General features: G+C 63.0%; 20 protein-coding genes and 1 pseudogene. 15 read left to right on the forward strand and 6 right to left on the reverse strand.

The window, feature by feature from the left end:
• Positions 1–21: 21 nt before the first annotated feature.
• The 4 genes from BXE_RS25180 (at position 22) to BXE_RS25190 (ending at position 3,999) form a co-directional block, all read left to right on the forward strand.
• On the forward strand, positions 22–1,623 hold the full coding sequence (locus BXE_RS25180; protein ID WP_040124025.1) for a rhodanese-like domain-containing protein: 1,602 nt from the start codon (positions 22–24) through the stop codon (positions 1,621–1,623).
• 746 nt (positions 1,624–2,369) lie between these two features.
• Positions 2,370–3,059: a lysozyme inhibitor LprI family protein gene (locus BXE_RS25185; protein ID WP_011490951.1), complete on the forward strand. Its 690-nt coding sequence runs from the start codon at positions 2,370–2,372 to the stop codon at positions 3,057–3,059.
• A 177-nt stretch (positions 3,060–3,236) separates the two neighbouring features.
• Complete coding sequence (locus BXE_RS45995; protein WP_148222998.1) at positions 3,237–3,461, forward strand: hypothetical protein; 225 nt, start codon at positions 3,237–3,239, stop codon at positions 3,459–3,461.
• Between the two features lie 235 nt (positions 3,462–3,696).
• Positions 3,697–3,999, forward strand: a complete 303-nt coding sequence (locus tag BXE_RS25190) for a hypothetical protein (protein WP_011490953.1) — start codon at positions 3,697–3,699, stop codon at positions 3,997–3,999.
• Between the two features lie 80 nt (positions 4,000–4,079).
• On the opposite strand, the gene BXE_RS25195 is transcribed toward BXE_RS25190, so the two are convergent.
• Positions 4,080–5,252 carry a porin gene (locus BXE_RS25195; RefSeq protein ID WP_011490954.1) on the reverse strand — a complete coding sequence of 391 codons (1,173 nt, stop codon included), beginning with the start codon at positions 5,250–5,252 and terminating at the stop codon, positions 4,080–4,082.
• Between the two features lie 237 nt (positions 5,253–5,489).
• A complete protein-coding gene (locus BXE_RS25200; RefSeq protein WP_011490955.1) occupies positions 5,490–5,912 on the reverse strand; it encodes a hypothetical protein in 423 nt (140 codons plus the stop codon).
• Between the two features lie 252 nt (positions 5,913–6,164).
• On the opposite strand from BXE_RS25200, the gene BXE_RS25205 reads away from it, so the two are divergent.
• Entirely contained in the window at positions 6,165–6,608 is a 444-nt protein-coding gene (locus BXE_RS25205) for an Hsp20/alpha crystallin family protein (protein ID WP_007176371.1), read from the forward strand.
• A 25-nt stretch (positions 6,609–6,633) separates the two neighbouring features.
• The gene (locus BXE_RS25210; RefSeq protein ID WP_011490956.1) at positions 6,634–7,041 is read left to right on the forward strand and encodes an Hsp20/alpha crystallin family protein; all 408 of its coding nucleotides are present in this window, start codon (positions 6,634–6,636) and stop codon (positions 7,039–7,041) included.
• 198 nt (positions 7,042–7,239) lie between these two features.
• On the opposite strand, the pseudogene BXE_RS25215 reads toward BXE_RS25210, so the two are convergent.
• From BXE_RS25215 to BXE_RS25230, 4 genes and pseudogenes are all read right to left on the reverse strand, one after another.
• A pseudogene (locus BXE_RS25215) lies at positions 7,240–7,818 on the reverse strand (molybdopterin cofactor-binding domain-containing protein); the annotation flags it as partial.
• 447 nt (positions 7,819–8,265) lie between these two features.
• Complete coding sequence (locus BXE_RS25220) at positions 8,266–9,480, reverse strand: MFS transporter (RefSeq protein ID WP_011490958.1); 1,215 nt, start codon at positions 9,478–9,480, stop codon at positions 8,266–8,268.
• A 37-nt stretch (positions 9,481–9,517) separates the two neighbouring features.
• Entirely contained in the window at positions 9,518–10,666 is a 1,149-nt protein-coding gene (locus BXE_RS25225) for an FAD binding domain-containing protein (RefSeq protein WP_011490959.1), read from the reverse strand.
• On the reverse strand, positions 10,663–11,316 hold the full coding sequence (locus BXE_RS25230; RefSeq protein ID WP_011490960.1) for a DsbA family oxidoreductase: 654 nt from the start codon (positions 11,314–11,316) through the stop codon (positions 10,663–10,665). Before BXE_RS25230 ends, BXE_RS25225 begins: the two co-directional genes overlap by 4 nt.
• 118 nt (positions 11,317–11,434) lie before the next feature.
• Here BXE_RS25230 and BXE_RS25235 point away from each other — a divergent pair, with 118 nt between their 5' ends.
• The 9 genes from BXE_RS25235 to BXE_RS25275 all read left to right on the forward strand — a co-directional run bounded on the left by BXE_RS25235 (position 11,435) and on the right by BXE_RS25275 (position 22,118).
• Complete coding sequence (locus BXE_RS25235) at positions 11,435–12,355, forward strand: LysR family transcriptional regulator (RefSeq protein WP_081435611.1); 921 nt, start codon at positions 11,435–11,437, stop codon at positions 12,353–12,355.
• A 178-nt stretch (positions 12,356–12,533) separates the two neighbouring features.
• Positions 12,534–13,169 (forward strand): hydrolase, encoded by a 636-nt coding sequence (locus tag BXE_RS25240; protein WP_007176381.1) that lies wholly within the window; start codon positions 12,534–12,536, stop codon positions 13,167–13,169.
• Positions 13,170–13,290: 121 nt separating this feature from the next.
• Entirely contained in the window at positions 13,291–15,159 is a 1,869-nt protein-coding gene (locus BXE_RS25245; RefSeq protein WP_040124020.1) for an amidohydrolase, read from the forward strand.
• A gap of 39 nt (positions 15,160–15,198) precedes the next feature.
• Positions 15,199–16,671: a mechanosensitive ion channel family protein gene (locus BXE_RS25250; RefSeq protein WP_011490963.1), complete on the forward strand. Its 1,473-nt coding sequence runs from the start codon at positions 15,199–15,201 to the stop codon at positions 16,669–16,671.
• 191 nt (positions 16,672–16,862) lie between these two features.
• Complete coding sequence (locus BXE_RS25255) at positions 16,863–17,504, forward strand: HD domain-containing protein (RefSeq protein WP_011490964.1); 642 nt, start codon at positions 16,863–16,865, stop codon at positions 17,502–17,504.
• A gap of 28 nt (positions 17,505–17,532) precedes the next feature.
• Entirely contained in the window at positions 17,533–17,775 is a 243-nt protein-coding gene (locus BXE_RS25260; RefSeq protein WP_011490965.1) for a DUF1427 family protein, read from the forward strand.
• Between the two features lie 84 nt (positions 17,776–17,859).
• Positions 17,860–18,807 (forward strand): VOC family protein, encoded by a 948-nt coding sequence (locus BXE_RS25265; RefSeq protein ID WP_040124017.1) that lies wholly within the window; start codon positions 17,860–17,862, stop codon positions 18,805–18,807.
• Complete coding sequence (locus BXE_RS25270) at positions 18,797–20,323, forward strand: alginate export family protein (protein WP_040124016.1); 1,527 nt, start codon at positions 18,797–18,799, stop codon at positions 20,321–20,323. The genes BXE_RS25265 and BXE_RS25270 overlap by 11 nt, the downstream gene beginning before the upstream one ends.
• Before the next feature lie 73 nt (positions 20,324–20,396).
• Positions 20,397–22,118: an FAD-dependent oxidoreductase gene (locus BXE_RS25275; protein ID WP_011490968.1), complete on the forward strand. Its 1,722-nt coding sequence runs from the start codon at positions 20,397–20,399 to the stop codon at positions 22,116–22,118.
• The last annotated feature ends 43 nt before the right edge of the window (positions 22,119–22,161 follow it).

The raw sequence follows: 22,161 nt of genomic DNA on the forward strand, positions 1-22,161 counted from the left end.
CCGCATATGGATGTCAGGAAAATGCCAAAGGGAATCGACGCGGCCACGCTGAAGCGCTGGCTGCACGACGGCAGCGAAATCGCACTGTTCGACGTGCGCGAGCACGGGCAATACGGCGAGGGTCACCCGTTCTACGCGGTGCCGCTGCCGTATAGCGTGCTGGAGCGCGACGTCGGACGTCTCGCGCCGAACCGGCGCGTGCGGGTGGTCGTGTACGACAGCGGTGACGGCGACGACGGCCCCGCGGCGCGGGCTGCTGCACGGCTGGAGACGCTGGGTTATGCCTCGGTTCACGTGCTCGAAGGCGGCACGCGTGCGTGGCAAGATGCGGGCTTCGTCCTGTTCAAGGGTGTGAACGTGCCCTCCAAGGCGTTCGGCGAACTGGTCGAGCAGGTCGCGCACACGCCGCATATATCGGCGCAGACGCTGTTGCAGTGGCAGCAGTCGGATACGCCGCCTGTGGTGCTCGATGGGCGCCCGCTGGGCGAGTACCGCACGATGAACATTCCCGGCGCGTCGTGTTGCCCGAACGGCGAACTTGCCTACCGCATCGACGCGTTCGTGCCGGATGCGCAGACGCCGATCGTCATCAACTGTGCAGGGCGGACGCGCAGCATCATTGGCGCGCAGACGCTTCTTGATCTCGGCATTCGCAACCCGGTGTACGCGCTCGAAAACGGAACGCAGGGCTGGTTCCTTGCGGATCTGCCGCTCGAACGAGGCCAGCAGCGCGGCTATCCGGCCGACCTGCGGCCGCAACCGGCGCGCGTCGCTGCCGCGCGTGCGTTGGCGGAGCGCGCGGGCGTGGAATGGGTTCATGCGGATACCGTTCGCGACTGGACGAAGGCGGACGATCGCACGCTGTATCTGTGCGATGTCCGGACACCGGAAGAGTTCGCGGCGAACACTTTGCCCGGCGCGCAGCATGCGCCGGGTGGCCAGCTACAGCAGGCGACCGATCAATACATCGGTGTGCGCAACGCACGCATCGTGCTGTTCGACGACGACGGTATCCGAGCGCCAGTCACCGCCAGCTGGCTGCGTCAGTTGGGACACGAAGCGTGGGTGCTGGAAGGCGGGCTGCACAGCGGACTCGCGCTGGCCGACACGCGGATCCCCGAACCCGCGGCGCTTCCCTTGGTCGATGGGGATACTCTCGCGCAGCGCCTTGCGGCAGGCAGTCAATCCGTCGTCGATCTGCGTACGAGCGCGGCGTGGCTGGCCGCGCATATTCCCGGTAGCGTCTGGTCGATTCGCCCGCGTCTTGCGGCCACGCTCGCGCAATGCGAGCAGGCCGTGACGTTCGTAGTGGACGATCCGCGTATCGCCGCTTGGGCCGTGAGTGATCTCGCCGGTGGTGAAGGGCACACGTTTAGCGTGCTCGATGGTGGCTTCGCCGCTTGGCCGGCGGGTGGCTGGCGTGTGGAAACGGATGCGGTTGCGGACGTATTGCCGCCGTCCGCGCGTATCGACTATCTGTTCTTCACTCACGACCGGCACGCGGGCAACAAGGCGGCGTCCCGCGAATATCTTTCTTGGGAGCTGGGCTTGCTCGGACAACTCGATGAGCTTGAGCGTAGCGCGTTCCGTCCATTGACTCGGGTGGTTGCCGCGCCGGAATAACGTGGGCTGTGATTGAGTATGAAACTCAGGATGCGGGCGTGATCGAGCTTCGTGAACTCGGCGGCGATCCTGACGAGAAGGTGAATGCATAGGAATGCGCGGGAATGTATAGATGTGCTTTCAGAGGTTAATCACACATTTTTTCAATCGTCCGCGAGGCGCAGCTATAATTTCTCCCTTAGCCTGTCTGACTGATCCTCCCAAAAAAATGATGGGTTAGATTGTGTCTGCCGTTAGACAAAACGGCGCGGGTGTGAGAGCCCGCTGAGTGAAACCGCACTGCCTGCGAAAGTGGGTAGTGCTCAGCCATGCATGTCTTCCAATGGGTGGGTCGTGGTGAGGGAGCCGCAAGGCTCGCCGGTTATGGTTTTACTCCCGGTCTCTCAAACTCGCCACGTGCCCGCTCACCCTTGTTGGTGGTGACGGGTTTCCAGAAGAGACAATCAGGAGACGCTGGTGCAAAGAGTGCCGCCACGGCATTACGCAAGATTCTGCCGCGCGACGTCGCATCACGCGGCGACGCCGCGGCGCACGCGTCCATGTCGCACTAACCGAGTGCGGGGACGTTGCAGTCAGGAGGAAAGCGCGGAGCATCGCGCTTTTTTTTCGCTGGTGCATGCGGGGTACTCGGGTCGAGCTGCGGTCTATTAACTCCGCATTGCCATGCAGCGCGCATTGGTCACATTCCTTTTCCGATTTATCCCATATACGCACGCGCAGGCTTCGACAGATGATTTGAGCTTGTAGTGGCTAAAGTCATGGTAGTGGGACAGGGCCGTCCAGCCAAACGGAAAGTCGATCCGTGGTTTCCAGAAATCCGCTCGCATTATCTGGCAAGTTTTTTAAACAGAGGGGAGTTCAATAGAATGCGCGACGTGATCCGGGCATTTGTCGCGACCCGTGTGCCAAACCGCCGCCGCCTGGAGGCGCGACTTTTCGAGTCCGGAATTATGATGCGAGCCATTAATCTATTCTTCCTGCTTTTCTTTACTTGTACTGCGGTATATTCATCGGAATCAATCTATGGTTCGGCGTTCGACTACAAGAAGGCAAAACCTGCAAATATCTATTTTTCCGGGAAAACACAAGCAGAAATAAAAATATATTGCGAAAAAGTCGCCAGCGCGACGATAGATTTATCGGTATGTGCTCAATTCAGATTTGAAGGGGTGGCCCAAGAGCTCGATAGGAAATTCAGAGAAATTGAAAAGGAAATCGTAATTGGCGACAAGGACCGCCGTGCCATCGGGGAGCCGGAAGCAACCCCTTACTTGAAAAAAGCCCAGGCAAACTGGAAGCGGTACAGAGACAATCAATGCTACGCCAGGACATACGAAGTCGGTCAGGCATCCCTTCGGTTTGTGGAATTTTGGGATTGTATGGCCCGGGTCACCCGAAACAGGCTTAACGAATTGACAACGGCTAATGAAGAATAGTAAGGGAAACAGTCTTTTCGATAATGCCCTGTCCGTTATTTCTGGCTGCATAACAAAACCCCGCCCTTATTGACGGCGATTTAGGGTTTGAGGGAATAACGCGTCAAGGCCACATACAACCGCGTGGAATTTTAAGACGACGCCGTGCGGAGGGAAATATGTTCAAGGACGGGAGTTATGATTCGAGTCATTAAAGCAATCATTTCGGCAATTGGTTTTGTGTTTGCAACGGCTGTATTTGCGGATGTGGCATGTGAGAAACATGAAAAAACGTGTGATGATTTTCTCAAGTGCTCACAAATTGATGCTGACAAGATACTTTCCGACTCGAAAAAGCTATATCTGAAGGTCAGGGAGTTCGCCAAAGGAGATAAGCGTGCTGCATTAGATAGAAATTATTAAATATGGAAGGAAAAAATTAAATCGGATTGCTCGGTATTAGGCTATTTCATTTAATGATTGGGGAGAAGGCTACGCACCGGATACTGACTTCCAGATTTCAGAGCGTCGAAAGAAAATCGCGGTTCAGGAACTTGAGTTTTATAATTGGTTCGTATGCCCTGACGATATGAAAACGCCCCCAATTCCAAAATGTGCAGCTATAAGAAAGACGCTGGACGAGCGCCGATAGAACACTATGACCCGCCGCTTTTCACTTATCGCGTTTCTTCTGGCCTTTCTGTATGAGGCATCAGTGGAAGCGGTTTTGTTATGGAGCCTGCCTTTAAAGCCAACAGGTTGGGGCGCAATAATCGCGAGCCTCACAACCAATCCGCTCGCGTTTGTCTACGCAATGAAGCGCAGAAAATGGGCCTTCGATCTTCTCAAGTGGATCGCCGCGTTTAGCATTGTGTGGACTGTATCGGGCTTCGTGCGGAAGGAAACCGCCAAATATAACCCGCTCGCCATCTTGTATTTACTCTCACTCATCCGCGAATGACCGATCCTGGATCTCACCGGCGCCGCACTTGCAGCGGGGCGCGGCCGCGCACCCGCCCATAAGCATCACATTCGGCGCAATCAGAAACGCGTGCGCAGACCGACCGTAGCTACGACCTGATTGGAAGTCGACGAAGCGCCGCCCGACGTGTTGATGAACGCGACATAACGTTGGCCGATTGCGTGCTGATACATCCCCTCGACATAGACGTCGGTGCGCTTCGACAGCAGATAGACCGCTTGCAGATTGACCTGATTCCACTTCGGATCGTTGCCGTACGTGGTGTTGTTGCCGTTGCCGACATGGCCGTCGGTATACGTGTCGGCAATGCCGAGGTTGATCGCCGGCGTGAGCGCATATTTGGCATTCAGTTCGTAGTTGTCGAACCGCATCGTGCCACTGTTGCCGACATTGGTCTGGCCGAACGACGTGGTTCCTTGAAACTGGCTATGCGTGTAAACAAAGCCGACTACGGCAGGCCCGACTTTGTAGCTGAGGCCTGCGCCTACCGTACGCTGAACGTCCGCGCCGAGATTGAATCCGCCCGTGCCGTTAGCCGTCGATTCCACGATGTCGACCGCGCCCGCACTGCCCGAAGTCGTGTTCGTCGAACCGTTGATCTGCAGATAACCGGCGGCTGCGGTGAAAGGCCCGTAGGCATAACTCGCGCCGGCACTGTATGCGCGATTGACCGCGAAACTGGTGCTGTTCGAAAAAGCGTACAGGCCGCCGAACGTCAACCCCGCATAGTTGGTGCTGGTGTATTTGACCGCGTTGCTCATCCGCACCGAATGATTCAGATTGTCGTTGTCGAACGGGTGCGCGAAGCCGGTGTCGCCGAACGTGCCCGCCGTGCCCGACAGGGGCGCCACGAAATCAACCAGCGAATCATATTGCCGGCCGAGTGTGACGGTGCCGAATTGCGACGTGCTGAGGCCGACATAAGCCTGGCGTCCAAACATCCGGCCGTCCTGGCCCAGTTTGCCGTTCTGAACATTGAAACCGTTCTCCAGCACGAAGATCGCTTTCAGCCCGCCGCCGAGATCTTCTGCTCCTCGCACACCGAAGCGGCTACCGTTGATGTTGCCGCTGGTCGCCTGGACAAGCGCGCCGCTCGAGCCGCTTTTGGACACATTGTTGGTGTACATCAAGCCGGCATCGATCAAACCGTACAGCGTCACCGAGCTCTGTGCATGAACTGCCGAGGCAGCCATCAGGCCAGAAATAGCACATACAGTGGAAATCTTTTTCACGAGCGCCTCCGGGGAAATGAGCAACACACGTTCATTCATCGCGGCAGGAATTTGCCTTCGGAAACCATACTCGCCTATGGCAAAAATTGCCGTCACGGCGGCGCTGCGGAATGTTTGTCATATGGCGGTCAAAATCTCCCTACGACAAGGCCTGCGCGCGAATTCCCAGGCGCTATCCGACAATCTGCGCGCCGTTTGATGTTGCGAGAAAGAAACGCGGATACCCCGCCAAAGCGCTCATCCGTCCGACGCGTTGCTTGCGTTGGCCGAGTACGCCTGCGAAATGGGCGCGAGTCCGCCGATTTTTTCCGCGAGCATTCTCTCGTACACGCCGAAATGCAGATCGACCTCCTCCTGCGTCACCACCGTCACAAAGATGCGGATCTGCCCAGGCAACAGGCCGAGCACGACTGCGATCGCCGCCTCGAGTTGAGGGACGCACAACCGGTCTTCGGCGAACGTCGTGCCAACCGAGACGTCATACGATTTTTCTTCACGCACCGCCACATCCACGAGACGGGCGCGGGCGCTCATATTGTTTTCGATGGCGAGGCGCATCACGTCCACCGCTGTGCGCATGCCCTCGGTAGGAAAGCCCCTCGGCGAGCGCAGACGAACGCGATGCCTGCCGAGCGTGAGCCAGTCAGAATCGAATTCCATAGATCCTCCTGCCAGAAATGTCCGCGATATCTGCGCGGAGGATAGGGTTTCAGAACGCTTTTTCAAGAGCGAAAAATTTTTTGGCGCCGCCCTTGAAATCCGCGCAGCAACGTCTATTTTGTATTTCGCTCAGGCAGCCGCACGGTCCCGTATCGTGCGCTGCGTGTTTCGATTTGTTTGCCGCGGTGGGGCAGGCGGACTGGAGCGCGTAGGCCAGTTCGCATCCTCGCCGCATTTACCGGGGAAACGACCATGAGTGATCTCTACTTCACGACCGACCTGTTCAGCCAGTTCGATCGTCTGCACCAGCAGATGGCAACGCTGTTCGGCGGCTATCCTTCCAGCATCCGTTCGGACCGCCTGTCGGCGTTTCCGCAAATCAACATCGGCACGACCGACGACACTATCGACATAGTCGCGTTCGCTCCGGGCATCGATCCGAAGCAACTGGAGGTGTCGATCGACAAGGGCCTCCTCACCATCGCCGGCGAACGCGCTGCCGTGACGCCCGATGCGTCGGACGAGGCGGCACGCCATTACGCGCGGGAACGCTTCAGCGGTGCATTTCGCCGCGTCATCGAGTTGCCGCAGCACGCCGATCCCGACAAGGTCGAGGCCCGCTATGTGAACGGTTGCCTCTGCATCACGGTCGGCAAGCGCGAGTCTTCCCGACCCCGCGCGATCACCGTGCAGTAACAGGACAGACGAAAAGGAGCCCATCATGAACGACACTACGCAACTCGCTCGCCGTGACTCGAACACCGTCAGTCGCGCGGAGCCTGAACGAACGGAACAGCGCGTGACGCTCAGTCCGGCAGTCGACGTGATCGAAAACGCGCACGGCGTGACGCTGTGGGCCGATCTGCCCGGCGTGCCCAGAGAGAATCTCGAGATCAGGGTGCAGGACGGCAATCTGCGTATCGAGGCATCTGCCAACATCCCGACACGGGAAGGGCTGCGTCTGCAACACGCGGAGGTTCGTGTGCCGCATTTTGCGCGGTCGTTTACGCTCGGACCGGAGTTCGATACGTCGAAGATCGAGGCGAAGCTCCAGGATGGCGTGCTGAAGCTGTCGATTCCACGGCGCGAAGAGGCGCGGCCGCGACGCATCGAGGTGGCCGTCGGCTAATGTCGGTTGACGCGCGGGCTGTCGCGGAGGACAAGGCCGGTGCATTGGCGCGAGTCCTCCGCGCGCGCAGCATCATGCGCACGACAGCCTTGGCACGCCGCTAAACGTCGATCAGCTTGCGCAGGCCTTTGCCGGCAAGACGAGCGAAGCACTGACCTCGGTCACCATCGCGGGCATGTAGTGGTCCCAGGTCTGTTACGTGCCGATCACGTCGAACGTGGCGGAGTTCTTCAGCAGCGAGACGGGCAAGGCCACGCGATGCAGGTCGACCAGACCGACCGCCTCGCCGTAGGTCATGCCGCGGTCGTCCGGTGCCTTCTTGATCACCGCATTGCGCGCGCTCATCACGCTGCCGGCAACACCGAAGTGCCGGGCGGCGGCATCGAGCAGCAGCCCCCGCACCTGAGCCGACGCGTTCAGCAGCGCGCTGCCGCTGTCGGCGATCGTGTGGCTGCGCGCAGTGAGTCCTTCGTCGGGGGACGCGCCTGTGTCGGCGGTCAGAAACGTGATGAGCGAGGGCGCCATGTCCAGTTCTTCCGTGGCGATCTGCAAAAGCGCGGTGCGCACGCCGGTGCCCAGTTCCACCTTGCCGGTGTAGACGGTCACCTTGCCCGCCCGATCGATTCTGATTCACGAATCGAGGTACGGGCTGGTCTTCAGGCCGCCGGCGAGCGCTTGCGTTTCCTTGCCGACATGCACGGCGGCGCCTTCGTCCGCGATGACTTCCTGGGCCATCGCGCCGACGCCCGGCACCATGCTGAAGCTCACGACGAGCGCGGTCGTTCACACACCTCTCACAGAAGTCCTGAACCGAACCGGCCGCACGGATCGCGGCGGATGTTTGCGGCATCGCTTGCGTGATGCGCTTGCGGTGCCTGCTTGCGCGCCTTGGCGGGCTCTGCCGTGGATCGGACAGTCGATACAACCGGCCGCGTCGCAGCCGTACTGGCCGGCCGGCTTCGTGGCTGCGAGCGATGCGCGGACGCCATCGCAACGCGGTCGGGCAAACGCGGTCCCGAGAAGTCATAGCCGCCGGGCAGGCGAGAAAGGGAGAGGATAGTGATTCCTTTGCGAGCAGGCGAGCGTCGTTCAGGTGTTCAAGTGTTCAGATGAATGACGGTGCCAGTCAGCGTATCGCCGGTCCCGCGAAATATCCTGAAGCCGCGCTGAAACGTTGTTAAACCGGACGGACGAACCGCCCAGTCATGCAGTGACGCCCGTGTATCACGCGTGGCGGGCAGCGTACGGACGGCCGATCACGAGGTAATGAGCCAGCGCGACGAGCGGAAAGGCCGTGGCGACCGCGGCGACCAGCGGCCAGCCGCCGTGTTCGTAAAGCGGGCTGGCGAGCGCCGAACCGAACGCGCCGCCCACGAAGATGCTCGTCATATACAGCGCATTCAGACGGTTGCGGCTCGGCGCATGCAACGCATAGATCTCACGTTGACCGAGCACCATGTTCATCTGCACGGCGAAATCGAGCACGATGCCGGTCGCGGCGAGTCCGATCACGCCCCAGGCAGGATGGATCAGCGCCGGCGTATAGGCGAACGCGCCCACCACCAAAGCGATCAAGGTCGCGCGTACCGTATGGCCCGCATCGGCGAGGCGGCCGGCTACCGGCGCCGAGGTCGCGCCGATCGCGCCGACCAGCGCGAAGATACCGATGCCGGTTTGCGAGAGCCCGAACTGGCGGGTCAGCTCGACGGGGATCGCGGTCCAGAACAGGCTGAACGAAGCGAACATCAGCGCCTGGTAAAACGACCGGTGGCGCAGCACCGGCATTGTGCGGACCAGGTGGCCGAGCGAGCCGATCAGTGCGAAGTAAGTGGCCTGGTGATCGGGCTGGCGGCGCGGAATCGTCAGCGCGAGCACGCTGGTCACGATCGCCATCAGCACGGCGGCGGAGCCGAACACCGCGCGCCAGCCGAAGTGCCCGGCCACCACGCTGGAGATCGGCCGCGACAGCAGAATGCCGAGCAGCAGGCCGCCCATGATGGTGCCGACCACCTTGCCGCGCGATTCGTCCGGCGCGAGATGCGCGGCGAGCGGAATCAGGATCTGCACGGCAACCGAGCTGAAGCCGACCAGCAGCGAAATGCCGAGGAACACCCCCGGTTGCCGCGCGAACGACGCGGCGGCGAGACTGGCGATCGACACCAGCGCGGTGGTGATCATCAGCTTGCGGTTTTCCAGCAGGTCGCCGAGCGGCACCAGAAAGAACAGGCCGAAGGCATAGCCGATCTGCGTCAGCGAGACGATCAGGCTGGCGGTGCCGCCGGACATGTGGATGGCCGGTGCGATCAGTTCGGTGATCGGCTGCGCGTAGTACAGGTTCGCGACGATCGCGCCGCAGCAGAACGCGAACAGCGCGATCAGTCCGCGTGTCAGCTTGACGGGGTTGCTCCCGGCCGTCGTCGTGGATACCTCGGTTGACATAACAACTCCTTGAAGAAAACAAACGGAAAACGAAGACCTAGCGCGCCAGATTCATTACACGATCACCGAGCGAAATGCCCAGATCGGTCATCAGCCTGCCGCGTTGCAACTGCTGGTTCTCCCAGCGCTTGAGGGCTGAATCGATCGTGGCGCCGCTTTGCCATGTCGAGGACAACGCGAGCGCCAGCGCATGCGCATTGGCGGCCGCTTTCGCCGTGCTGCCCGCCGTGTGGGGACGCGGCACCGAAGCGGCGTCGCCGAGCAGCACCGCGCGGCCGAACACCATCTTCGGCGAGCGCAGATCGACGATCGGCTGCATGAAGGGATCGTCGGTGGCATCGACCAGGGCGCGGAACGTCGGACCTAGCCACGCCTGCGCGTCCTTGCGCAACTGTACGATGTCGATACCCTTGGTCGAGCCGGGCGGCAGCGAAAACGCGCGCCGTATGCCGTGGCGATCGACCAGCAACTCATCGAGTCTTGCCGCACTGTACTTGCGATACCACACCCAGTTGAAGCGTCGCTGGCCGGCCACGGTCGAATCGTTCTCGCCCGGAATCAGATAGGCGAGGCCCGAATGTCTGTCGCCTTGCTGAAAGGCGAAGCGCTCGCGCAGCATGTCCGCCGCGTGCAGCGGCAGATCGGCTTCTTCGACGAGGCCGCGCCATGCCACATAGCCCGCATACTGTGGCACGACTTCGGGCAGCAGGCGCTGCCTGAGCGTCGAGCGGATGCCGTCGGCGCCCACCAGCAGATCCGCCTGCTCGCCGCGGCCGCTCGCGAACTGCGCGACGATCTGCTCGCCTTCCATGCGAAAGTCGACGAAGGTCTCGCCGGCATGCAGGTTGGACGCGGGCAGTGCGTTTTTCATGGCGCGGTACAGCAGGCTCCACGAAGTCTGCATCTGCGGCATGTAGAGCTGTTCGACCACGCGGTCCTCGCGGTCCAGGTAGAGGCGATCGCCCGAGGCCACGCCCGGCGGGTCCGGCAGTTCGACGCCGGCGAAGGCGAGCGCATCCAGCACGTCCGGCTGAAGCACGACGCCGCCGCCGCGGCTTTCGAGCTGATTGGGCGAGGCCTCGAACACATCGACGTCCCAGCCGGCCGCCCGCAGCGTATTGGCCGTCAGCAAGCCGCCAAGCGATCCGCCGATCACCACGGCACGCGGTTTTTCGAGCGATCTCACGCTGCTTTCCTTTGCGCTGCCGCACGCAGCGCGTTGATGAAGACCGCGGGCGGCTGCGCGCCGCTGATCACATCGCCGTCTATGCGAATAGTCGGCACGGCCTGAATGCCCAGGCTGCCGGCCCGCGCGCGTGCCGCCTCGATTGCCTCGTTGCCGGCGGAGCCTTGCAGAGACGCGCGCACTGCGTCCGCGTCGAACGCATGTTCCGCGGTAATCGCGACCAGCGTGTCGAGCGAGCCGATGTCGCGGCCTTCGGAGAAGTAAGCGGCGTAGATCGCCTGATACAACGCGGCCGTCGCCTGCGGGTCGTTGCGCTGCTGCGCGAACTGCATCAGACGATGTGCAAGACGCGTGCTCGGCGTGCGCAGCACCTTGTCGTAATTGAAGTGCACGCCGGCCGCCAGTCCGGCGGCGGTGACCTGCGCGTCCATGATCTGCGAGCGCGCCCAACTGCCGAATTTCCGGCTGCGATAGGCGCGCCGGTCCATGCCTTCGGCAGGCATGGCCGGATTCAATTCGAACGGCACATAGCGGATCGAAACAGCCGCGTGCGCGCCGGTTTCCGCCAGCGCCGCCGCGAGATTCCGTTGGCCGATCCAGCACCACGGGCAAATGAAGTCGTAATTGACCTCGACCTGAATGGCTTGCATGTTGCATCCCTCACTAGGTAATGGACGCAGCTTATACGTTGCGTTAGCAATGTTGAATAGGTCTAAAATGCAAGCTGGCGTTGCGCTGATCGCAACCAAATTGCCGATGGGGCCGCATATGGACAAATTCCTCGCCATCAAAACGCTGCTGGAAGTGGCGGACGCCGGCGGCTTCTCGAAGGCGGCGCAACGTCTCGGGGTGGCGACCTCGTCGGTCACGCGCCTGATGGACTCGCTGGAAGCCTCGCTCGGCACCGCGCTGCTGACCCGCACGCCGAGGAAGGTCAGCCTGACGGATGCAGGCATTGCTTACGTCGAACAGGTCGCCAAGGTGCTCGACGATCTTGCCGAGGCAGACGAGAGCGTGTTCGACAGCGGCGCCTCGCCGGTCGGCGCGCTGCGGATTTCGGTTCCGTCCACCTATAGCCGCTTGTGCCTCGCGCCGCATCTTGCCGCCTTTCTTTGCGAGAATCCACGGGTGTTTCTCGACGTTGTGGTCGCCGATCACTTCGCCGATCTCGCGCTCGACCGCATCGACGTTGCGATCCGGATCGGCCTGGCGGATCGCGACGCCAGCCTGATCGTCAAAAAACTGGCGGACAATCCGCGCTACGTGGTGGCGAGCCACGACTACCTCGAACGCAGCGGCACGCCGCAAACGCCGCAAGACCTCGCCGACCACGAATGCCTGCGCTTCGCCTACGGCGGCGGCTACCGCACGCACCAGACCTGGACCTTCCAGCGCGAGGGTGCCGGGCAACGCGTCGACGTGCGCGGCCATCTGCTGTCGAACAATCTCGACATCCTGCTGGAGGCCGTGATGGCGGGCCGCGGCATCGCGCTGCTACCCGAATGGCAGGTCGAGGCCGACATTCGCGCGGGACGCCTGCTGCGTCTGTTCGAACATTTCGACGCGAGTCCCCAGGCGGGCGACGCCGTCGTCTACGCCGCGTATCTGCCTAATCGCCGCCAGTCCAGCAAGGTGCGCGCGCTGGTTCAGTTTCTGGAAACGCGGCTTCGCGGGGCGCTCGAAGGTTGAACGGCGGCGTGCGCCGCAAGGCGCGCTTTGCGGTACATCTTTTTTAAGAACTATTAAGGTCTTTGGCCAAGGACTCTTCAAAAACCCGTCGCTAGAATGGGCTCCAGTTTTCCTCGCCACACCGGCGAGCGCGGCACGTCTTTTCAGACTGCCCATTCAATTTAATACGGAGCCCGAAATGTCCAGAGAACTGCTGACCCCCGACACCTGTGCCGTGGCGCTCATCGACTATCAGCCGCAAATGTTCTTCGGCACGATGTCGCATGAACGGACCAACATCCTGCATAACGTGCAGGCAATCGCCAAAGCCGCGAAGCTGTTCAAGGTCCCGACCATTCTCACCACGGTCGCCGCGAAGTCGTTCAGCGGCGACATGGTGCCGGAAGTGCAATCGGTGTTTCCGGAATACGTGCCGGTGGACCGCACGTCGATGAACTCGTGGGAAGACGTCAATTTCCGCAAGGCGATCGAAGCAACCGGCCGCAAGAAAATCGTCATCTCCGGCCTGTGGACGGAAGTGTGCGTGTCGTTCCCGACGATCCAGATGATCGCCGAAGGCTACGAAATCTACGTGCCGACGGACGCATGCGGCGACGTCAGCCAGGAAGCGCACGAGCGCGCGGTGCAACGCATCATCCAGGCAGGCGCGGTGCCGATGACGTCGCTGCAGTTCATGTTCGAACTGCAACGCGATTGGGCGCGCAGCGAAACCTACGAAGGCTGCATGGACATCCTGAAAGCGCACAGCTCGTACGGCATCGGCGTGCGATACGCCAAGGCGATTCTCGGCGAGCACGCGAGCGAGGCGGGCTGAGCTTCAGGCCGTGCGGGAAGGCGCCCGTCGCGAGTGGACGCTTCCCGGTTTTCCCCGCTTCCCAGCTTCCCCGGAATAGCTCCGCGTGTCGAAACGCGGAGCGCTCCCTATGAGGTTCGCCATGAATTCCAGTACTTCCGGATTGACGCCGGCCGAGGTCGTGTTCTTCAACGGCAAGATCGCCACCCAGGACGACAGGCGCTCATTCGCCGATTCGCTTGCCGTCGCGAACGGCCGCGTGCTTGCCGCGGGTTCGCGCGAGACGGTGATGCGTCACGCAAACGACAACACGCGCCATGTCGACCTCAAAGGGCGCACGGTGATTCCCGGTCTCAACGATTCGCATCTGCACATCATTCGCGGTGGCCTGAACTTCAATATGGAGTTGCGCTGGGACGGCGTGCCGTCGCTCGCCGACGCGCTCGACATGCTGCGCAAACAGGTCGCGCGCACGCCGGCGCCGCAGTGGGTGCGGGTAGTGGGCGGCTGGAACGAATTCCAGTTCGCCGAGCGGCGCGGCCCGACGCTCGAAGAAATCAATGCGATCGCGCCGGACACGCCGGTGTTCATCCTGCATCTGTACGACAGCGCGCTGCTGAATGCGGCGGCGCTGCGCGCGGTCGGCTATACCAAAGACACCCCGAACCCGCCGGGCGGCGAGATCCAGCGCGACAAGCGCGGCAACCCGACCGGCATGCTGATCGCGCGGCCCAACGCCGGCCTGCTGTACGCGACGCTCGCAAAAGGCCCGAAGCTCGCGCCGGAAGACCAGCGCAATTCCACCCGCCATTTCATGCGCGAGCTGAACCGCCTCGGCGTGACGAGCGCGATCGACGCGGGCGGCGGCTACCAGGCTTATCCCGACGACTACGCGGTCATCGTGGAGATGGCGAAGCACAGCGAACTGACCGTCCGGATCGCCTACAACCTGTTCACGCAGAACGCGAAGAAGGAAATCGAAGACTTCGCCAAATGGGTGAAGATGACCAGACCGGGCGAAGGCGACGATTTCCTGCGCGTGAACGGCGCGGGGGAGATGCTGGTGTTCTCCGCCGCGGACTTCGAAGACTTTCTCGAGCCGCGCCCGGACCTGCCCGAGTCGCTGGAGACCGAACTGGAGGCGGTCGTCAGGCTGCTGGTGGCGAACCGCTGGCCGTTCCGGCTGCACGCCACTTACAACGAATCGATCGAGCGCTTCCTGAACGTGTTCGAACGCGTGAACGCCGAGATTCCGTTCAACGGCCTGCGCTGGTTCTTCGATCACTGCGAGACCATCACGCAGCAGAACATCGAGCGGGTGAAGGCGCTCGGCGGCGGCATTGCGATCCAGCACCGGATGGCGTATCAGGGCGAGTACTTCATTCATCAATACGGCGAAGAGGCTGTCAAGCGTACGCCGCCGGTCCGCCACATGCTCGACGCCGGGCTGCCGGTCGGCGCGGGTACGGACGCCACGCGCGTCGCGAGCTTCAACCCGTTCGTGTCGCTGTACTGGATGGTGTCGGGCAAGACAGTGGGCGGCACCGCCATGTACGGCAGCGAAAACAGACTCGACCGTATGGAAGCGTTGCGCCGCTACACGGTGGGCAGCGCATGGTTCTCGAACGAAGAGGAAAAGAAGGGCGCGCTGGTGCCGGGCCAGTTCGCCGACTTCGCGGTGCTGAGCGAAGACTTCTTCAGCATCGACGAAAGCCGCATCAAATACCTGACCTCGAACATGACGGTGGTGGGCGGCAAGGTCGTCTATGCGGACGACGAATTCGCGCCGCTCGCGCCGCCCGATCTGCCGGTCAGCCCGTCGTGGTCGCCGGTGGCGGAGTTCGGCGGCTACAGCCGCTACAAGCCGACGGCGGTGGCATGCGTGGACGGCTGCGTGAACCTGTGCGGCGTGCATGCCCACGCGCACGGCTGGGCATGGCGCAAGAACGTGCCGGTCAGCGATTCGAACGGCTTCTGGGGCGCGTTGGGATGTAGCTGCTTCGCGTTCTGATCGCGCCGGGTTCGAGCCACCAGGCGAGCGAGGACCTTTATGCCGACCCTGACTGACGGCGTGCTGTTTGGGCTGGCCATTCTGGTCCTCGATTTTCTCGCCTGGCGCTTCATGAGCCGCAAGAGCGACCAGACCCGGCTCGTCTTTCGCGCGCTGATGTTCGCCCTGTCGAGCTACGTGCTGTTCAGTTACGGCATGAACCCGTTGCGCGCGGCGCCCTGGCCGGCCGAGCCGCTGCGCCATCTGCTCGCGCAGGTGCTGGAAATCGTGTGGTGGCTGCAAGGGGCGCGGCTCGTCACGATTCTGCTCGACCGCGTGGTGCTGCCCGAGGCATGGCACAAGGAGCGGCTCTTTCAGGACGTGTTCGGCGCGCTGGTTTTTCTCGCCGCCACGGTCGGCGCGATCGCGTTCGTGCTGCAGTTGCCGGTGCGCGGCCTGCTCGCGACGTCGGGCGCGCTTGCGGTCGTGCTCGGCCTCGCGATCCAGAGCACGCTCAACGACGTGTTTTCCGGCGTCGTGCTGAACGCGACCGAGCCGTTTCGACTCGGCGACTGGGTGACGATCGGCGACGTGGAAGGAAAAGTGGTGGAGAGCAACTGGCGCGCAACGAGCCTGCTCAACGGCCAGGGCAACATCGTCGTGATTCCGAACAGCGTGGCGGCGCGCGCCCATATCGTCAATGCCAACGAACCGTCGCATACGCATGGCATCAGCGTGGTGCTGCCTGTCAAGCCGTCGGTCCGGCCGGCGCTGGTGCTGGCGGCGCTTGCCAGCGCGGCCCAAAGTTCGCGCGATGTGCTCGACGATCCGAAGCCCGTCGTGAGCGTGCGGCGCGCCACCAACGACGCGATCGAGTACGAGATCGTCTGCTATGTCAGCGAGCTGGGCAAGAAGATCGCCGTGCGCAACGACCTGTTCGATCTCGCGCACCGCCATCTGCTTTCGCGTGGCGTGGTGTTGCGGCCGCTGTCGGTGCCCGAGCCCGTGACGGGCGGCACCGCGGACGAAAAGCTGCGGCTCCTGCGCAACGTGCTGATCTTCCAGACGCTGGCGCGCGACGAACTTGCCGAACTTGCCGGGAAGCTCACGCAGCACGAGTTCGACGCTGGCGACACGGTCTACGCCGCGACGGACGAAAGCGGCCACGAGCTGCACATTCTGGCGCAGGGCGTGGCCAAAGTGATCGTGACGAAGGACGGCGGCGAGATCGAACTGCGCAGACTCGCGCCGGGCGACTCGATCGGCCAGTCGGGGATTCTCGCCGGCGTCAGGACGGCGGTGGTGGTGCGGGCGCTGACGCGCGCCACGGTTTTCCGGCTCGACAAGAGCGCGCTGACGCCGGTTCTCACGCGGCGCCCGGAGGTGGTCAAGGAGATGTGCCGGCTGCTCTCGGAACACCATGCCACGGAGGAGATGCTGCTGGCCTCGCCGGCGAGTCTGGACGAGAACACCGGCGGCTTGCTGCAATGGATTCGCGACGGCGTGCGGCGCTTCCATGAACTGACGCTTTGAGCGAATGCGCATAAGTTGCGTGGCGATTAAGCGTTTTTAAGATTCCGCCAAAGTCTTTATGGATTTATTTCGCTACGCTGCGGTGGGCATTCCCTGAACTGCCGCCGGTTCAGCGCACGGGTGAGTTGCGGCACCCGGTCGGCATGCGCGCCAGGGCGCGTCGGGAAAGGAGCTGACATGGAGGAGTTGACATGAAGAAGACCATTGCCGGCGTTGACATCCCCGACGGTGTCATGGCCCAGGCGGCGACTGACCTGATTCGCGGCACGGAGTCTGAGCTGATGTTTCATCACGCGTTGCGCGCCTTCCTGTTCGCCGCGCTGACCGGATACCGCGAGAACCTGACGTTCGACGCGCAACTGTTGTATGTCGGGGCGATGTTTCACAACGTCGGCCTGAACGCGAAGTACGAGCGCTCGCCATACCGCTTCGAGGTGGACGGCGCCAACGCCGCGCGCGATTTTCTGCGCCGGCACGGCGTCGCCGAGCGCGAGATCGAAGAGGTCTGGGTGGGGATCGCCTTGCACACGACCCCCGGCATACCGGAACACCTGTCGGCGCTGGTCGCGCTCATCAGCGCCGGTGTGCAGATGGACGTGCGGGGCGCGCGCTACGACGAATTTACCGCGCATCAGCGGGACGAAATCGTGCAGGCCTATCCGCGCGAATCCGGCTTCAAGAAGAAGCTGATCGAAGCATACGCGCACGGCATGGAGCATCGTCCCGAGACGACGTTCGGGACCGTGAATGCCGATGTGCTGGACCGGTGGGATCCGAACTATCGCCGACTGAATTTCTGCGGACTGGTGCTGGGATCGGACTGGCCGAATTGATGGATGTTTGACACAAAGGACGATCGGCATGGGCTACATCATTTCACTGGGAGTCGGCTTCGGCATCGGGCTCCTCTACTGGCTGCTCAAGGTTCAGTCACCCGCGCCGCCGCTGATCGCGCTGGCCGGCCTGCTCGGCATGGTGCTGGGCGAGCACGCCATCCCGGTCGTGAAAGCGCAGTTCTTCGCGCAGACCACCACGGCGCAGGTCGCCGGACAGACAAAGGACGCCGCCGTGCAAAAGCCCGATGCGAGCAAGGAGGGCGGTTGATGCGGAAGTTGCGTGTAGCTCGCGGGGCGGGGCGCCGTTCCGGGGCCTGCGGTTCAGATATTGCCAACTCAAATGGATATTCAAATGTTCAAGTCGCTTCATAGATACCGCGCCATTGCGCTCGTTTCCGCCGCGTTGCTGATCGGCTCGACGGCGGCTTCGTCGGCCTTCGCCGATGCGGGGCCGCCGGAAGTGTCGAGTGGCAAGACCGCGCTGGTGAAACACCCGGACGTGTCGGTGGGCGCGCAGTACGACACCACCCATGTGTACGTCGCCTCGGCCGACCTCGATGCGTTCGTCAACAGCTTTCTCGCGACCTTCGGCGGCAAGGCCTCGCCGCGCGCGGTCTTCACCGTGACGCCGACGCCGAGCAAGACCGCCTCGCAATATGTGCAGACGCCGGTCGGCATGCTGTCGGTGTTCGGCTTCGAGACGCCAATTCCGTATCCGTTCGGCAATGAACGCACCGGCTACCTCGTCACGGACATCGATCAGGGCGTGAAAGCGGCGCGCGCCGCCGGCGCCGACGTGCTGGTCGAGTCGTTCGACGATCCGATCGGCAAGGACGCGATCATTCAATGGCCGGGCGGGCTGACCATGCAGCTCTACTGGCACACCAAGGCGCCGAATTACGCGCCGTTGCAAAGCGTGCCCGACAACCGCGTGTACGTGTCGCGTTACGAAGCGAACAACTTCGTGCGCCGCTGGCTGCACTTCTCGCATGGCAAGGTGGTGTCGGACAATCCGCGCGCGGACGCCGGCGTGATCGGCCGGCCAGGCGAAACGATTCGCGAGATCCGCATCGCGTCGGGCTTCGGCCGCATGATCGTGTTCGTGACGGACGGCAAGCTGCCGTTCCCGTTCGGACGTGAGACCACCGGCTACAACGTGGACGACGTGGCGCAGACGCTGGAGCGCGCGCAGGCGGCCGGCGCGAAGGTGTTGTATCCGGCATATGCGGTCGGATCGGGCAAGACCGCGATGCTCGAATTCCCGGGCGGGTACATTGCCGAAGTGCACGATGGCAAGTGAGACGCAGGTGGTGCCGTCGTTCACGCTGCGGCGCGCGCGCCGGCGGGCGCGGCACGCCATCCGCGCATTGCTGCTCAGTACGGGGCTGGCGGCGGCGCTGCCGGCCGCGGCGGCGGACACCGCGCTCGGCGGCGCGGACGATACCTCCACGACCGGCAGCCCGGCGGCCGCCACGACCGCTGCCGGGGCTGCCGCAGCCTCGTGCGCGCGGCCCGCGATCATGTTCAATCGCTGGCAGGAAAACTGGTCGGTGCTGGCCAATCCCTGCGTGCCGAAAAAGCCCTTCGATTCGCTGAAGTACATTCCGCTGTTCGGCAATCCGGATGCGTATATCTCGCTTGGCATGGTGCTGCGCGAACGGCTCGAAATCAACGACGCGCCGCTCTTCGGTCTCGGCGCGCAACACGACGACACCTACCTGCTGCAACGTCTCGAAGTTCACGCGGACGTGCGCCTCGGCCCTCACGTGCAGATCTTCACGCAATTCGAAGACGCGCAGCCGTATGGCAAAGACGTCGTTACGCCGGTCGACAAGAACCCGCTCGACCTGCGCCAGGCGTTCGTCGCGATTACCGAGCCGCTCGGGCCCGGCACGGTGAAGTTCCGCGTCGGCCGCCAGGAAATGGCGTTCGACTTGCAGCGTTTCGTTTCCGTGCGCGACGGCCCGAACGTGCGTCAGGCGTTCGACGCGATCTGGGCCGACTATGAAACCGGCCCGTGGCGCTGGATCGCCTACGCGACGCAGCCGGTCCAATACCGCGACAACTCGGATTTCGACGATGTTTCCAATCGCGATCTGACTTTCAGCGGCGTGCGCGTGGAGCGCAAGAACGTCGGGCCGGGCGACCTGTCCGCGTACTACTCGCGCTATAACCGCAGCAACGCGAAGTTCCTCGACGCGAGCGGCGACGAACACCGCGACGTGTTCGACGCGCGCTACGCCGGCAATGTCGCGCCGATCGACTGGGATGTCGAGGCGATGTATCAGTCCGGCCATGTCGGCAACAAGACGATCGGCGCGTGGGCGGTCGGCTCGCTGGCCGGCTACACGCTGGCCTCCCTGCCGTGGACGCCGCGCCTCGGCATTCAGATCGATGCCGCCTCGGGCGACAGTCATCCGGGGGACGGGCGCATCGGCACCTTCAATCCGCTCTTTCCGAACGGCTACTACTTCGCGCTGGCCGGCTATACCGGCTACACGAACCTGGTGCACGTCAAGCCGACTCTGATCCTCAAGCCCAGCAGCAAGCTCACGCTGCTGGCGGGCGTCGGTTTGCAGTGGCGTCAGACCACCGCGGACGCCGTGTACGGCCAGGGTTCGGCGGTCGTGCCGGGAACGGCGGGGCACGGCAGCCCGTGGACCGGCTTCTATACGCAACTGCGCGCCGACTATGCGGTCACCGCCAATCTCGCGGCGGCGCTGGAAGCCGTGCATTTTCAGGTCGGTCCTTCGCTGCGCGATCTGGGCGCGCGCAACGCCGACTACGTGGGCGCCGAACTCAAGTTCGGCTGGTAGAGATGGCACACGCGGCAGCACGAGCGCAATCCGCACACCGTCGTTACGGCGACGGGCTAGACGAGGTCAAGCTATGAGCACTCCGGACACATCCGTCGACGCAGCCACGCCCTCGGAACTCGAGATTCCGTTTTCCTCGCTGGAGTATCGCCGGCATCAGATGTTCCCCCGTCTTTGCGCCGCGGAGATTGCGAGCCTGCGCCGCTTTGCGCGGCCGATGTCGTTCAAGGCCGGCGAACTGATCTTCGAAACCGGGCAGGTGGCGCTCGGCCTGTTCGTGCTGCTGCATGGCCGCGTGCGGATCGAGTCGCGCGACAGCTTCGGGCGCTCGACCGTCGTCACCGAACATGACGACGGACACTTCATGGCGGAGATGGCGCAGCTCTCCGGCAAGCCGGCGTTGATCGACGGCATCGCGCTGACGGACGTCGAGACGCTCGTGATCGAGCCGGAGCGCTTGCGCGCGCTGATCGTCGCCGATGCGCAACTGGGCGAGCACATCATGCGCGCGCTGATTCTGCGGCGGCTCGGGCTGATCGAGCAGGGGCTCGGACCGGTGATCGTCGGCAACGGCGACGACGCGCGGCTGATCCGGCTGCAAGGCTTCCTGCGCCGCAACGCCTACCCGGCGATGGTGATCGACGCCCGCACCGATCCCGACGCGATCAAGCTGCTGGGCGGCATGACGACCGGCCCCGGCGATTTCCCGCTGGTGTTCTGTCCGAACGGCTACGTGCTGCGCGCGCCGGACGAGGCGCAGCTCGCGTCGTGCCTCGGGCTCGTGCCGACCTTCGAGCAATCGCATGTCTACGACGTGGCGATCGTCGGCGCCGGACCGGCGGGACTGGCAGCCTCGGTGTATGCGGCCACCGAGGGTCTTTCGGTCGCCGTGTTCGATCAGCGCGCGCCGGGCGGGCAGGCCGGCGCGAGCTCGCGCATCGAGAACTATCTGGGCTTTCCCACCGGCATTTCGGGCCAGGCGCTGGCCGCGCGCGCGTTCCAGCAGGCGTTGAAATTCGGCGCGCATCTGGCGATTCCCGGCAAGGTCATGGACGTGAGCCGCCATGAAGACATTTTCACGCTGACGCTGCAGGACGGGCAGCGCATCAGCGCGCGCACCGTCGTGGTGGCGAGCGGCGCCGCGTACCGCAAGCCGACGGTGCCCGGGTTCGACCGTTTCGAAGGGCGCGGCACCTTCTACTGGGCCTCGACGATCGAGGCCCGGCTCGTGAAGGGACTGGACATCGTGCTGATGGGCGGCGGCAATTCCGCGGGCCAGGCGGTGGTGTTTCTTGCGAACTTCGCGCGCAGCATCCGTGTGCTGATTCGCGGCGCGGACCTCAACGCGAGCATGTCGAAATATCTGATCGACCGGATCGGGTCCTTGCCGAACGTATCGCTTTGCACGCGTTGCGTGTTGCGCGGACTCGAAGGCGACGAAAGCGGACTGAGCGGGTTGCACATCCATCATGAGGATGAGGGCGCGGACGAAATCATTCCCACGCGCCACCTGTTTCTTTTTATCGGCGCGGACCCGAAGACGGATTGGCTCGCAGCGAGCGACGTGGAGCTCGACAACCGGGGCTTTGTCGTCACCGGTTTTGCGCGCAGCGAGCAGGGCTTCTCCGCATCGAGCGCACGCTATCCGCTCGAAACCAGCGTGCCGGGCATGTTCGCCGTCGGCGACGTGCGCTCGGAATCCGCGAAGCGGGTAGCGGCGGCGGTGGGCGATGGCGCCGCTGTCGTGAGTCAGATTCACGCGTATCTGAGCCAGTTCGCCAAGGCGATCGCTTAGGCGATCTGTCAGCAGAATGGAGCAATAAGCCGCCCGCTCGCAG

It is taken from the genome of Paraburkholderia xenovorans LB400, from assembly GCF_000013645.1.
GTDB classification, from domain to species: Bacteria; Pseudomonadota; Gammaproteobacteria; order Burkholderiales; family Burkholderiaceae; genus Paraburkholderia; species Paraburkholderia xenovorans.